We start from the raw sequence: 14,558 nt of genomic DNA on the forward strand, positions 1-14,558 counted from the left end.
TAATCGTATTGAGCGTAGCTTACCGTGATTTGAAATCGAGCAATTGTAAATTATCAACACTTAGTTGATTTGTGAGGGTGGTACGCCGAACGTGGTTTTGAAAGCCTTAGAGAAGTGTGCTTGATCATAGAAGCCTACTTGGTGCGCGACCTTGGTACCACATATCCCAGACTTAATCAGACGCATGCTCTGTTCCATACGTAAACGGCTCAGCCATGCATAAGGCGTAATGCCCATTCTGTTTTTAAAATGGCGTTGGAATTGAGTCGTGGTTAAACCACACAACTCAGACAATTGTTCTAATCGCACTGGTTGATCCAAGTTCGCCATCAAGTAGTCTTTTAGCGTATCAATCGATTGATTACCCAGTTTGATGTCACTCTTCGATCCAAATTTCGCATAACGATCGACAATCGTCGAGAACCCTTCGAAAGGTAAGCAATCTTGAGCGAGCTGGCTGATGCTTTGATTGATTAACAGGCCGTGTAAGTTGCGTAATTGTAAAAACGCAGCTTGATCGGAGAGGATCAACTCAGAAAAGCCTAATGTGTGACCATTTTGCTTGGGATCGGCAAGATCTTGAAACCATTGAGGAGAAACTGCAAACACACTGACTTGATAACCTGAATCGAGTTTGGAGTGCCCATCATGCAGCTCATCAGGTGGCATGATAACCACTTGGCCTGCACCGACATGGTGGCTCGCCCCTTTGTAGGCGAACTTTTGCTGCCCTTGGGTAATTAAGCCGATGTGAAAGTCCAAATGATAGTGGCGTTGAAAGGCAAACTCTTGGTATTGAGCTTGGATCAGGCTGATATCTTCTGTTGGGGTAGAGTAGTAGTGGACTTTATCCATGGTACAAAAAAGCTTGGTCAAATAGTCATCAATTCAACCAAGCTTATCTGCGTATTAAGGGATTGTCTTGTAAAAAACGATCAATATCACTGTTTCGCGCGTTTGTTCTTCTTGTTGTTACGCAGGCCATCAAAGCTGAAAATAACCAGTGCCCCCCATATGAAAGCAAAGGTGATTGCTTTATCTGAGGTAAAGGCTTCACCGTAAATCAGAACCGCCAGTAAGAACATCAAGCTTGGACCTATGTACTGGAAAAAACCGAGTGTCGATAGCTTCAAGCGAGTTGCAGCGCCAGTAAAACACAGCAATGGAACCGTGGTGATCACACCGGCAGCAACCAGTAACAGGTTGAGTTGCATCGGGTTCATCGATAAGTTTGAGGTCGGGCTATCGGCAATAAACAGTAAGTAGGTTGCGGCGAGAGGCAGCATCACCAGAGTTTCAATGAACAAACCCGTTTGCGCTTCTAAGCTGACTTTCTTACGCAGCAAGCCATAAAAACCAAAGCTAAAGGCTAGGGCAATGGCGACGATAGGCACTGAGCCGAAGGCAATTAATTGGATTAATACGCCAATCGCAGCCAGAGCCACAGCAAACCATTGCAGCTTACGTAAGCGTTCGCCAAGGAAGAGCATCCCAAGTAGCACGTTAATCAGCGGGTTGATGTAATACCCCAAACTGGCATCGAGCATGTGATTGGAGTTCACCGCCCAGATAAAGATCAGCCAGTTAGCACCCACCAAAATAGACGTCGCTACCAAATAGAGCATTTTTGGTTTTGAGGTCAGGGTATCGCGGACTTTACGCCAGCTGCGGCCAATGTGTAGTAAGAAAGCGAGTAGGAAAAAAGACCATACTACACGGTGGCTGAGGATCTCTAACGGGGAAACGTCACTTAAAGATTTGAAATATATAGGGGCGATACCCCACATTGTGTAGGCGCCGACGGCAAGCAAAACTCCTTGGCGCGTACGTTGTTGTTCTTCCTGTGTCATGCATCTTTCTCTAGCACTGAGTGCTTATTAATAAGATTTATAAGAGAGTTGGTCAGTATAGGAGCGATAACCCTTTTCACCTAACAATTTGCGGTTTAATTCGCCAGCGTTCCCCTCTACAATGTGCGACTTGCTTGCCGAAGATGCTTGCTGATTTCATACCTCGATTAGGAACCACAATGACCGCCACTCTGATTGCTGAGCAAATACCAACTCCCGCGAATGATGCGCAAACCATCTTACAAGATGTGTTTGGCTATCAAAGCTTTCGCGATGGTCAGCAAGAGGTCATTGATTTGGCCGTTGAAGGCAAAGACAGCTTGGTGATTATGCCAACCGGTGGTGGTAAATCTCTGTGTTACCAAATCCCTGCTTTGGTTCGTGAAGGGCTGACTCTGGTTATCTCGCCGCTGATCTCGTTGATGAAAGACCAAGTCGATCAACTGAAGGCCAATGGTGTTGCTGCTGAGTGTATTAACTCTTCAATGCCACGTGACCAATTGCTGAATGTGTTCAATCGCATGAACTCAGGTCAGCTGAAAATGGTGTATGTGTCGCCAGAGCGCGTGTTGATGCGTGACTTTATCGAGCGTCTTCAGGGTTTACCGCTTTCAATGATTGCAGTCGATGAAGCGCACTGTATCTCTCAATGGGGTCACGACTTCCGCCCTGAATACGCATCATTAGGCCAGCTTAAACAGTACTTTCCGCATGTGCCTTACATGGCGCTCACAGCAACCGCTGATGATGCGACGCGTAAAGATATTATCTCGCGCCTACAGCTCCTGGACCCGCATACTTACTTAGGCAGCTTTGATCGCCCTAATATTCGCTACAACTTGGTTGAGAAGCACAAACCCGTGTCACAGGTGGTTCGCTACCTAGAAACACAAAAGGGCAATTGCGGCATCATCTACTGTGGTAGCCGTAAGAAAGTGGAGATGGTGACCGAGAAGCTGTGCAATAACGGTATTCGCGCCGCGGGTTATCACGCTGGTATGGACACCGATGAGCGTGCTTACGTTCAAGAAGCCTTTCAACGCGATGATATTCAGATCGTGGTCGCGACTGTGGCTTTCGGTATGGGCATCAACAAACCCAACGTACGTTTCGTGGTGCACTTTGATATCCCACGTAATATCGAGTCTTACTATCAAGAGACAGGCCGTGCAGGTCGTGATGGTTTGCCTGCTGAAGCGATGATGTTGTTTGACCCGGCTGATATGGGTTGGCTGCGTCGTATGCTAGATGAGAAAGAAGAAGGCCCACAGAAACAAGTTGAGATGCACAAGCTGAATGCGATGAGTGCCTTTGCTGAAGCGCAAACGTGTCGTCGTCAGGTTCTGCTTAACTATTTTGGCGAATATCGCGAGAAGCAATGTGGCAACTGCGATATCTGCTTAGATCCACCAAAACACTTTGACGCGACCCAAGAAGCACAGAAGGCGTTGTCTTGTGTGTACCGTGTGAATCAGTCATTTGGTATGGGCTACGTGGTCGAAGTAATGCGAGGCATGCAGAACATCCGTGTCCGCGATAATGGTCACGATAAGCTATCTACCTACGGTATTGGCCGCGATCACAGTCATGATTACTGGATCAGTATCTTCCGTCAGCTGATTCATAAAGGCTTGCTGTTCCAGAACATCACTCGTAACTCAACTTTACAGCTAACAGAAGAAGCCCGCCCGCTGCTGCGCGGTGAGATGTCTTTGGAATTGGCTGTTCCTCGTTTAGATACAGCGGTGCGTAATGCTAAGTCCGATAAGTTAAGCAGCAAGAATTACGATAAGAAGCTGTTTGCGAAACTGCGTAAGCTGCGTAAGTCGATTGCTGATGAAGATGGCTTGCCACCATATGTGGTATTCAGTGACGCGACCTTGATTGATATGGCTGAAATACTACCTACTTCATACGGAGAAATGCTGGCAGTCAACGGTGTCGGTCAACGTAAACTCGATAAGTACGCAGACCCATTCCTAGATCTGATTCAAGAACACATCACCACACACGGCTAGTTTGCGAGAAACGTCTAACTAATAGAAAAAGAATAAGGTTGATAGGGACATGACAACACAAACAGAATTTGGCTTAAGAGAGTATTTAGCTGAGGAAGGGCGTTTATTGATTACGTCTCCAAGTTTTGATTTTGATTCTTATGAAGTGCTAGGTGAAAAGCTGGTGGCGTTGTTGTCAGCGTCAGTTGTTGAAAAGCAATGGGACGCCGATATGCATTCTTGGTTGATTGATTTTGAAGATTGCCGAATGTTCTTAAAGTCCGAACATTACAGTGAATCAATTTGGTTTGAGTCGTTAAACGCTGAAGAAAGCCGAGAAGAGTTTGATTATCTCGCGACGCTTTTCAAGCGCGGTTTTTAACTTTTGGCATCTCTTCTAAAACACAGCTTCTAGAGCTATTCACCAATAAAAGTGAGAATAAACGTTTGCGTTTGTTCTCACCGTTGCAGCCAATATTGATTAATGTATAATCGCCCGCCGCTCAGCAGAGCAATTTTTAGATACATTTTTTAATTCACATTATTGGTAAGAGCTTTCTTGGATTATTCGAAGAAATGACTCGATTTGGGTTCCCTCACCCCCAAACCAAACTAAAAAGGTACAGCATGAGTAACTTTACCCCTGCGCAACAGCGCAAAGCCTTAGCACTATTAGTTTTGTTCCATTTGGTGATTATTGCGTCAAGCAACTATCTGGTTCAGCTACCTTTTACCGTCTTCGGTATGCACACCACTTGGGGTGCTTTCACTTTCCCGTTTATCTTCCTAGCGACCGATCTGACCGTACGCATTTTTGGCGCGCAGCTTGCCCGTAAAATCATTTTCTTAGTGATGCTACCAGCTCTGGCCGTTTCTTATTTCTTGTCAGTGGTGTTCTTTGAAGGTTCATTCCAAGGCTTTAGCCAACTAGGTGAGTTCAACTTGTTTGTTGCACGTATCGCCGCGGCGAGCTTCATGGCTTATTTACTGGGTCAGATCTTGGATGTACATGTTTTTAACCGCCTACGTCAGCTTAAACAGTGGTGGGTAGCCCCAACATGCTCAACGTTATTCGGTAATGCCATTGATACCATCGCATTCTTTGCGATTGCTTTCTACCAAAGCCCAGATCCATTTATGGCCGAGCATTGGACTGAGATTGCCTTAGTCGATTACGGATTCAAACTTATCATCAGCTTAGGCTTGTTCGTGCCTATGTACGGCGTGCTTCTTAACTACATTGTTAGAAAGCTAACCGCAGTGAACCCTGACTTTAAAGCGACAGGCGTGAACGCTTAAGTTTGAGATTTGTAACACAAAGCATTAATGCAGCGATAAGAAAAAGCCCAAGTTAGTCTACTAACTTGGGCTTTTTTTAATTTCTAGCGTCAGATACTAATATCAGAGGCATTTAATATTCAATGGCCAGCCAATATCGGTTTGTCTATTCGACTCGATCTCTAGCTCTGCAGCGGTCAGCGGATTGTCAGCTAACCATTGCTTAGAAAGCGTTAGGGTTAGATTGTTGTCATTCGTCGTCAGTTTGAACTCAGGCTCTAGCGCTGGGTTACGACGGTGGGTCAGCAAAATAGCTAAACGCAGAATACGTAAAATACGCTTGCTGCTGGTGCCTGAGATAGCGTGTTGCTCTGGTAATGAGGTTAACTGTTCACGGTAGCGACGAGTTAACTCACCCAAGTAGTGCTTTTGCGCTCGAGTAAAGCCAGGTAGGTCTAAGTTTTGCAGCAGATAAGCGCTGTGCTCACCGCCTTTTTTGAAATCGATGGTTAAACCAATCTCGTGAAGCTTAGCTGCCGTTTGCAATAGCACACCAGCTTGAGGTTCTGAAACCCACGCTTCGGCGCCCGCTTGGTCTAGCAGCGTTTGTGCGACTACAGCAACTTGTTCACCGTAGCTTACGTCCATTTGGTAGCGTGATTGAACACTCTTAATGGTACGCGCTCGGATATCTTCTTGGCGAAGCTCATCAACCATCTCGTAGGCTAGGCCTTCACGGAGTGCGCCGCCTGCGAGTGTCATTGAATCTATTTCAAGCAACTCAAAAATAGCAATAAGAATGGAAAGGCCACTCGGGAACACTAATGCGCGTTCAAGGGTAAGTCCTTCGATTTCTAGCTCTTCCAAGCGCTCAGTAATCATCGCTTGTTTCTGTAGACGCTTAAGTTTGGCATGAGTAATCACTTCATCCATGCCTTGCGCCAACATGATCTCTTGCAGTGCTTGAACGGTACCGCTGGCGCCCACACACACATCCCATCCGATATCAGTGTAGCTATCTAGGATAGGAGCCAACGTCGACTTCGCCGCTTCAATGGCGTTGTTAAAGTTGGTAGCGGTTAATTGGCGGTTTTTAAAGTGGCGCTCAAGCCAAGTAACACAGCCCATCTTTAGGCTGGTTAGTGCTTTCGCTGAGAAGCCTTCACCAATGATCATCTCGGTGCTTGCGCCACCAATATCAACAACCAGTCGGCGGCCGCTGCCACCAGAAGTGTGTGCTACGCCTTTATAGATAGTCGCAGCTTCTTCTTCTCCGGAGATAACATTGATGTCGTAACCAAGGATCTGGTTCGCTTTCTCTAGAAATATATCCACATTGATAGCAGTACGTAGGGTCGCTGTACCGACAATGCGGATATTTTCTTTCGGAATATCTTGAAGTCGCTCTGCAAAGAGACTCAAACAGTCCCAACCGCGCTGCATGGCTTCTGTACTAAGCGCATTATTTTCATCTAAGCCTGCAGCTAAACGCACTTTGCGCTTAATTTTAGCCATGGTTTGTACGCTGCCATCGATATGACGCACAACGAGCATATGAAAACTGTTCGACCCGAGGTCGATTGCAGCGTAAAGCGGGGGTGACACTGTTTGACTCATAAGCGACTAAGCTTCCTTGTTATGACGCGGTTGGCGTGGGCGACGGTTCTGGTTTGGTTTACGGTTCCCGTTGCGTGGGCCATTGTTGTTTGAGCGGCGTTGTTGCGGGTTACGTGTACGTAAGCGCAATGGTGCTGGTAGATCTTCTAGCAGTGCAGAAGCATCGTAGTCAGACACAGGGATCGCGTGCTCAATGTATTCTTCGATTGGTGGCAAGTTGATTGCGTAATCTTCACAAGCAAAGCTGATCGAGTGACCACTTGCACCAGCACGACCTGTACGGCCGATACGGTGAACGTAATCTTCACAGTCATCAGGTAGGTCGAAGTTGAATACGTGTGTTACTTGAGGAATGTGTAGACCACGTGCTGCAACGTCGGTTGCGACAAGCAGGTCAACATCACCTTTAGTGAATTGCTCAAGAATCTTTTCACGTTTCTTCTGAGGAACATCGCCAGTTAGCAGGCCAACACGGTGACCATCTGCAGCTAGGTGACCCCAAACAGACTCACATTTGTGCTTAGTGTTAGCGAAGATGATAGCGCGCTCTGGCCACTCTTCTTCAACTAGAGTCTGCAGCAGTGCCATTTTGTGTTCGTTTGATGGGTAGAACAGTTCTTCCTGAATGCGGTGACCTGTTTTACGCTCTGGCTCAACAACAACATGCTCAGGGTTGTGCATGTGTTCGAACGCTAGCTCTTGTACGCGGTAAGACAATGTCGCAGAGAACAGCATGTTCAGGCGATCTTTTGGCTCAGGCATACGGCGGAACAAGAAGCGGATGTCTTTGATGAAACCAAGATCGAACATGCGATCAGCTTCGTCAAGAACAACAGCTTGAATGTGGTTAAGGTTAAATACCTTCTGCTTGTAGAAATCGATGATGCGGCCAGTCGTACCAATTAAGATATCTGCGCCTTCTTCGATTTTACCTAGTTGCTTGTCGTAGCTTTCGCCACCGTAAGCAAGTGCTGCCTTGATACCTGTGCTTTCAACCAGAGAGTCAGCATCGTTGTAGATCTGAATCGCGAGTTCACGCGTTGGTGCCATAATAATCGCACGTGGCTGGTTAGGCTTACGCCCTTCATGCTCAGATGTTTTTAGCAGGTGGTTAAAAGTAGCAGTAAGAAACGCAAGCGTTTTACCAGTACCCGTTTGGGCCTGGCCTGCAATGTCTTGGCCGGTGAGCAGTACCGGGAGCGCCAAGGCTTGGATAGGGGTACAATAATCGAACCCTTTTTTCTCCAATCCTTCAATGACTTGCGGAAGTAAATCCAAGTCGGCGAACTTTTGCTCTGTGATATGCGTCTTTTTCATTGCTATAGAATATCAGCTTAAGCTTGCAATACGAAAGTAAATACATTCCAATAGGGCATCTATTTACTGGTTATCATCCAACCAGTTCTAAAAAATACATTGGAGTGGAAGATGAGTGATAAGATTTTGCAGCTAACTGATGACGGTTTTGATAACGATGTAATCAATGCTGCAGGCCCTGTTCTTGTTGATTTTTGGGCAGAATGGTGTGGTCCATGTAAAATGATTGCGCCGATTCTTGATGAAATCGCAGACGAGTATGAAGGCAAGCTCACAATCGGTAAATTAAATATCGACCAAAATGCTGGTACTCCACCAAAGTTTGGTATTCGCGGTATTCCAACGCTACTTCTTTTCAAAGATGGCGGCGTAGCAGCGACTAAAGTTGGTGCATTATCTAAAACTCAACTTAAAGAGTTCTTAGACGCTAACCTTTAATCAGGTCAGCATTTGAAAAGAAACCGTGCAGTTAACAAATGCGCGGTTTTGTTTTTTCTAAGCTATGGACTAGTCTTAGTTTTAGTGCTAATTTATCGCACGTTAATTGAACGAATTTCTCTTCTTGGTCGATCCTGTGACCAAATCCTTCTTAACTTAAGAAAACAGATCCTATTTTGACTAAACAAACTTCCACCACTATGAATCTTACTGAACTGAAGAACAGACCTGTGTCTGAGCTTGTTAAACTTAGCGAAAGCTTAGGTCTTGAAAATCAAGCTCGCCTAAGAAAACAAGACATTATCTTCTCCATCCTTAAAGCGCATGCAAAAAGTGGTGAAGACATCTTTGGTGATGGTGTTCTAGAAATTCTTCAAGACGGTTTTGGTTTCCTACGTAGCGCCGACAGTTCATACCTGGCTGGCCCAGATGATATCTACGTATCACCAAGCCAAATTCGTCGTTTTAACCTACGTACAGGTGACTCTATTGGCGGTAAAATCCGTCCACCTAAAGACGGTGAGCGTTACTTTGCACTGCTTAAAGTAAACACGGTTAACTACGACAAGCCAGACAACGCACGTAACAAGATTCTTTTCGAAAACCTTACTCCTCTTCACGCTAACGAACGTATGGTGATGGAAGCGGGTAATGGTGCGACTGAAGATATTACGGCTCGTATTCTTGACCTTGCATCTCCAATTGGTAAAGGTCAGCGTGGTCTGATTGTTGCTCCGCCTAAAGCGGGTAAGACAATGCTTCTGCAAAACATTGCTCAAAGCATTGCACGTAACCATCCTGAGTGTGAACTAATGGTTCTACTTATCGATGAGCGTCCAGAAGAAGTAACAGAAATGCAGCGCCTAGTTAAAGGCGAAGTAGTTGCTTCAACATTCGATGAGCCAGCATCTCGCCACGTACAAGTTGCAGAAATGGTTATCGAGAAAGCGAAGCGCCTTGTTGAACACAAGAAAGATGTAGTTATCCTACTGGATTCTATTACTCGTCTAGCTCGTGCTTACAACACTGTGATTCCTTCATCAGGTAAAGTTCTTACTGGTGGTGTTGATGCGAATGCTCTACATCGTCCAAAGCGTTTCTTCGGTGCGGCACGTAACGTAGAAGAAGGCGGTAGCTTAACGATCATCGCAACAGCACTGGTTGATACTGGTTCTAAGATGGATGAAGTTATCTACGAAGAATTCAAAGGTACAGGTAACATGGAACTGCACCTTAACCGTAAGATTGCTGAAAAACGCGTATTCCCAGCGATTGATTTCAACCGCTCTGGTACTCGTCGTGAAGAGCTTCTTACCAAGAACGATGAACTACAGAAGATGTGGATCCTGCGTAAGATTGTTCACCCAATGGGCGAAATCGACGCAATGGAATTCCTTATCGACAAGCTAGCAATGACGAAAACGAACGATGAGTTCTTTGACGCAATGCGTCGTCAGTAATATTGATTAGCTGATCGTATTTAATAAGCGCTGCCCTCGGGTGGCGCTTTTTATTTGCATTTTGTAGCGCCAGCTTGCAGAATGAGCAAAAGTGTTACAAGGACGTTAAAATGCAACATGGACTGTTGTCATCATTACTCCTGTCTACTTCACTGTTATTTTCACCGGTTGGTATGAGCTATGCCACCGAGATGTCTCCACTTACAGTAGAGTCTTGGCTTGAGAATGATCAAGTAAAACTGAAAACTGCTGAACTACTAGAGCTTGTCGTACGTGACGAAGTCAATTCGCTACGCTTTGCGCTTGAGCGCCTGACATTTCCCCAGCAAGAGGTGGCTCGTTACCAACTCTTGAAGAAGCTTGAACAGCAAAAAATCGTACTCACACCCAAGATGTCTATCTTCATCGAGCAGCAACTTGCTATCACGCCCACTTATCAAGTCTTAGAACGTGGCGATGGCTATGAGTTTACGGTACCTGCCTTTAATTACCCTTCAATTGCTAATCGCCTTATTAAACAATGGCGTCAAGATCAGAAGACATTGGTATTTGTGCTAGATGCAGAGAAACAGGAACTCGACCTAAAAGAGTGGTTATCTGGATCTGAACATCAAGTTCAAACGCGAGAAGCGTTGCTCATTAGAGAGCTAGACAGTTTGTCTCCTGAAGCGGTTGATTACCTAACTAAGCAACTCACCGCATCTTCTATTGTTAGTTGGTTACCTTCTACTGAGGTGGTGGTTCGATTAGCGCAAGTGAGCGAAGACCCAGAGGTTTACAAAATTCTATGGCGAATGAAGGCCGATTATCATAGCCAAGCTGAGCTAGTTCGCCTTGCTGAAACCAAACAAACGTTCGCGCTTGAACAGGTGATGGCAGCGACTAAGAACCCGCGTTTGAAAGATGAAGCGATTACTTTGCTTACCAAAGTTAACCCGTTATCAGAAGAGGTGAAGCTGTTCCTTGTCTCTAGGATGGCGATTGCTGATGAAGCACCATTAGTTGCGCGTGAACTCGCCAAACAAGGTCATACGCGATGGTTGCAAGATCTCGTCAATGATAACCCTCAGGTGAAGAGTTCTTTGATCGAGCAAGCATTACCGTAAAGTGGATTTTGCCTCTCAATAACCACACTAAAAAGGGGGACCTCAGCGTCACCCTTTTTGATATACTGAGCGCAGAATAATCAGCATGTAGAAGTCCTATGAGTTTTAAAGATTTACGTGATTTTATCGACCATCTTGAAAGTATTGGTCAGTTGAAACGCATTTCTCACCCAGTCGATCCAGACTACGAAATGACCGAAATTAGCGACCGTACTCTACGTGCTGGTGGCCCGGCTCTTTTGTTTGAAAATCCAGTAGGCTATGACATGCCCGTTTTGACCAATCTATTTGGTACACCTAATCGGGTTGCTATTGGTATGGGACGTCAAGAAGTCAAAGAACTGCGTGAAGTGGGCAAGTTGCTTGCTTACCTAAAAGAACCTGAGCCACCAAAAGGCTTTAAAGACGCTCTTGATAAACTACCTGTGTTTAAGCAAGTCTTAAACATGCCAGCTAAACGCCTTCGCAAAGCGGCTTGCCAACAAGTGGTATGGCAAGGCGATGACGTCGACCTAGATAAAATCCCTGTGATGAGCTGTTGGGCTGATGATGTCGCGCCATTGCTAACATGGGGTTTAACGGTTACTCGTGGTCCAAACAAGAAACGCCAAAACTTAGGTATCTATCGTCAGCAGAAGATCGGCAAGAATAAAATCATCATGCGTTGGTTAGCCCACCGTGGTGGAGCATTGGATCTGCGTGATTGGATGGAAACTAACCCTGGGAAACCATTCCCAGTATCGGTAGCGTTTGGTGCTGATCCTGCCACCATTCTTGGTGCGGTTACGCCAGTGCCGGATAGTTTATCTGAGTACGCGTTTGCAGGCTTACTACGTGGTAGTAAAACTGAGGTCGTTAAATCAATCAGCAACGACTTAGAAGTTCCCGCAAGTGCAGAAATCGTGATGGAAGGTTACATCGACCCGAATGAATTCGCAGATGAAGGGCCTTACGGAGATCATACTGGTTACTACAACGAGAAAGAAAAGCACCATGTGTTTACTATTACTCATGTAACCATGCGCGAGAACCCTATCTATCACAGCACCTATACTGGCCGTCCACCTGATGAGCCAGCGGTATTGGGTGTTGCGCTAAATGAAGTGTTTGTGCCTATTCTTCAAAAGCAGTTCCCAGAGATTGAAGATTTCTATCTACCGCCTGAAGGTTGTTCGTACCGAATGGCAGTCGTGACCATGAAGAAGCAATACCCAGGTCACGCTAAGCGAGTGATGATGGGTGTATGGTCTTTCTTACGCCAATTCATGTACACCAAATTTTTATTGGTGTGTGATGAAGATGTGAATGCACGTGATTGGTCTCAAGTAACCGCAGCGATGTGCGAACATATGGATCCGTCACGCGATAGCCTGATGATAGAGAACACGCCGATCGATTCATTGGATTTTGCCTCACCCGTGGTTGGGTTAGGTTCTAAGATGGGTCTAGATATTACTAAGAAGTGGGACGCAGAGTTAGCGTTATCGCCAGATGTCCAAACAGCACCTGTAAATAGTGAACATATTGAGGGTAGCTTGGCTGAGTTAACCAAGGTTCATCCTGAAATTATTGATGTTCACCTGCAAAACGACAATGCCAGCATGGTTGTGGTGTCTATTGATAAGCAAGCTGCCGGTAATGGTAAGAAAATCATGGAAGCGGTTTGGTCTCAATTTGATGAGAACAAGTTTGTTATCGTGTGTGATGGCGATGTCAATGTGAGTGATTGGAATGACATCATTTGGGCTGTAACGACAAGAATGGATCCGGCGAGAGATACGTTATTCCTGCAGAACGAAACTGGACACTCAAAAATGGGTCTCGATGCGACCAATAAGTGGGAAGGTGAATGCCTGCGTGAGTGGGGTGTACCAATCACAAAAGATCCTGATGTTGTGAAAAAGATTGATAGCATCTGGGAACAGCTAGGAATTTCATGAGCTACCAAGTAGTCTTATACCCAGAAAACATCAGTTTCACAGTAGAAAAAGGGCAAACGGTCTTGGATGCTGCGCTCAACAGCGATATCTATTTCCCAAACCGTTGCCAAGTTGGCGCATGCGCAATGTGTATGTGCAAAAAATTAGAAGGGCAAGTGAGTTACCACCTTGAACCCATGCTCACAGAGAAAGAGCAGCAACAAGGCTGGATTTTTGCTTGCCAAGCATTTGCAGAAAGTAATTTAGTTCTAACCTTTGCCGATTAAGGGTTAGTAAGAGGAAGAACATGACTATTAAATGTAAAGTGAAGTCTATCGAGCCTTTGGCTTGTAATACTTACCAAATCCTACTTCACCCAGAAACACCGGTCGCTTTTAAAGCGGGCCAGTACCTGATGGTTGAAATGGGCGAGAAAGATAAGCGCCCATTCTCTATCGCAAGTAGCCCTTGCCGCCACGAAGGTGAGCTTGAGCTGCACATTGGTGCTGCCGAGCACAACGCTTACGCACTAGAAGTGGTTGAAGCGATGAAGAAGGCACAAGCTGAAGATGGCGATATTGCGATTGATGCTCCACACGGAGATGCTTGGATCAAAGAAGAAAGCGATCGCCCTCTATTACTTATTGCTGGTGGCACGGGTTTCAGCTACGTGCGCTCTATTCTTGATCACTGCATCGCGCAAAATAGCTCGAAAGAGATCTACCTATACTGGGGCGCAAAAGATGAGTGCCAGTTATATGCTAAAGAAGAGTTGGTTGGCATTGCAGAAAAGCATAGCAATGTGCACTTTGTACCGGTAGTAGAAGAAGCACCGGAAGTTTGGCATGGCCAAACAGGTAATGTGCTTGAGGCTGTTATGCAAAGTTTCGAATCATTAGCTGATTTCGATATCTATATTGCAGGTCGTTTTGAAATGGCGGGCGCTGCAAGAGACCTATTTACTCAGAATAAAGAAGCAAAGCGTGACCATATGTACGCTGATGCTTACGCATTTATCTAACAATACCCTTAGATTTTGAGCAAAAAGAGAGCAGAAATGCTCTCTTTTTTACGTTTAGGTGAACTATTAGGCAGTTAACCCCTATTTATTCATTTTTCATGAAAAAGTAGTTGCTAAGCTGAGAGGGTTCCCTATAATGCGACACCACTGAGACGGCAGACGCCACAAGGCTTCAGCAAGAATCAGTAAGACGGAAAGCGACAAAAAATTAATTTTCAAAAAGTGTTTGACACTGAATGTTAATTCGCTAGAATGGCCGTCCACTTCGAGAGGCTCCTTACTTAAAAGGAACGCTCAAGAAGTTAAGCTCTTTAACAATTTAAACCTATCAATCTGTGTGGGCACTCGTTGATGAATATCAAAACGTTTTATCGTTAGATAAAACAGATTCTTCGGAATCAAAATTGATTTCAATGAACTGAGTGACCAATACGTTTAACTACTTGTAGTTATTCGGCACAGTCAATTCATTACCATTCTGTTCCTATTTATTTAAGAAGAGAGGGGTAATAGCTTTAGAATTACATGTTTACTTCGGTAAATATTAGTTTTGAA

13 protein-coding genes are annotated in these 14,558 nt (G+C 45.3%); 9 read left to right on the forward strand and 4 right to left on the reverse strand.

Annotated elements, in window-relative coordinates:
• Positions 1–60: 60 nt before the first annotated feature.
• Positions 61–855: an AraC family transcriptional regulator gene (locus tag AB4185_RS08885; protein WP_372101248.1), complete on the reverse strand. Its 795-nt coding sequence runs from the start codon at positions 853–855 to the stop codon at positions 61–63.
• Positions 856–941: 86 nt separating this feature from the next.
• Positions 942–1,850: an EamA family transporter RarD gene (gene rarD / locus AB4185_RS08890; protein WP_017061330.1), complete on the reverse strand. Its 909-nt coding sequence runs from the start codon at positions 1,848–1,850 to the stop codon at positions 942–944.
• A 179-nt stretch (positions 1,851–2,029) separates the two neighbouring features.
• Here rarD and recQ point away from each other — a divergent pair, with 179 nt between their 5' ends.
• From recQ to AB4185_RS08905, 3 genes are all read left to right on the forward strand, one after another.
• Positions 2,030–3,868 (forward strand): ATP-dependent DNA helicase RecQ, encoded by a 1,839-nt coding sequence (gene recQ, locus AB4185_RS08895; protein WP_017065746.1) that lies wholly within the window; start codon positions 2,030–2,032, stop codon positions 3,866–3,868.
• Positions 3,869–3,917: 49 nt separating this feature from the next.
• A complete protein-coding gene (locus AB4185_RS08900) occupies positions 3,918–4,229 on the forward strand; it encodes a DUF3630 family protein (RefSeq protein WP_017061332.1) in 312 nt (103 codons plus the stop codon).
• 245 nt (positions 4,230–4,474) lie between these two features.
• A complete protein-coding gene (locus AB4185_RS08905; protein WP_017061333.1) occupies positions 4,475–5,146 on the forward strand; it encodes a 7-cyano-7-deazaguanine/7-aminomethyl-7-deazaguanine transporter in 672 nt (223 codons plus the stop codon).
• A 102-nt stretch (positions 5,147–5,248) separates the two neighbouring features.
• Here AB4185_RS08905 and gppA read toward each other — a convergent pair whose 3' ends face one another.
• Positions 5,249–6,742: a guanosine-5'-triphosphate,3'-diphosphate diphosphatase gene (gene gppA / locus AB4185_RS08910; protein ID WP_017062980.1), complete on the reverse strand. Its 1,494-nt coding sequence runs from the start codon at positions 6,740–6,742 to the stop codon at positions 5,249–5,251.
• A 6-nt stretch (positions 6,743–6,748) separates the two neighbouring features.
• Entirely contained in the window at positions 6,749–8,059 is a 1,311-nt protein-coding gene (rhlB, locus tag AB4185_RS08915) for an ATP-dependent RNA helicase RhlB (RefSeq protein ID WP_017062979.1), read from the reverse strand.
• Positions 8,060–8,170: 111 nt separating this feature from the next.
• Between rhlB and trxA the strand changes: the two genes are divergently transcribed.
• The 6 genes from trxA (at position 8,171) to fre (ending at position 14,003) form a co-directional block, all read left to right on the forward strand.
• The gene (trxA, locus tag AB4185_RS08920; RefSeq protein ID WP_010440700.1) at positions 8,171–8,497 is read left to right on the forward strand and encodes a thioredoxin TrxA; all 327 of its coding nucleotides are present in this window, start codon (positions 8,171–8,173) and stop codon (positions 8,495–8,497) included.
• A gap of 200 nt (positions 8,498–8,697) precedes the next feature.
• Positions 8,698–9,957: a transcription termination factor Rho gene (gene rho, locus AB4185_RS08925; protein WP_017062978.1), complete on the forward strand. Its 1,260-nt coding sequence runs from the start codon at positions 8,698–8,700 to the stop codon at positions 9,955–9,957.
• A gap of 110 nt (positions 9,958–10,067) precedes the next feature.
• A complete protein-coding gene (locus AB4185_RS08930; protein ID WP_017059249.1) occupies positions 10,068–11,063 on the forward strand; it encodes a hypothetical protein in 996 nt (331 codons plus the stop codon).
• A 98-nt stretch (positions 11,064–11,161) separates the two neighbouring features.
• On the forward strand, positions 11,162–13,003 hold the full coding sequence (gene ubiD, locus AB4185_RS08935) for a 4-hydroxy-3-polyprenylbenzoate decarboxylase (protein ID WP_372135354.1): 1,842 nt from the start codon (positions 11,162–11,164) through the stop codon (positions 13,001–13,003).
• On the forward strand, positions 13,000–13,269 hold the full coding sequence (locus tag AB4185_RS08940; RefSeq protein ID WP_008224727.1) for a 2Fe-2S iron-sulfur cluster-binding protein: 270 nt from the start codon (positions 13,000–13,002) through the stop codon (positions 13,267–13,269). The genes ubiD and AB4185_RS08940 overlap by 4 nt, the downstream gene beginning before the upstream one ends.
• A gap of 20 nt (positions 13,270–13,289) precedes the next feature.
• Complete coding sequence (fre, locus tag AB4185_RS08945) at positions 13,290–14,003, forward strand: NAD(P)H-flavin reductase (protein WP_017059251.1); 714 nt, start codon at positions 13,290–13,292, stop codon at positions 14,001–14,003.
• Positions 14,004–14,558: the final 555 nt, after the last annotated feature.

It is taken from the genome of Vibrio sp. 10N.286.48.F5, assembly GCF_041469785.1.
Classification (GTDB): Bacteria; Pseudomonadota; Gammaproteobacteria; order Enterobacterales; family Vibrionaceae; genus Vibrio; species Vibrio crassostreae_C.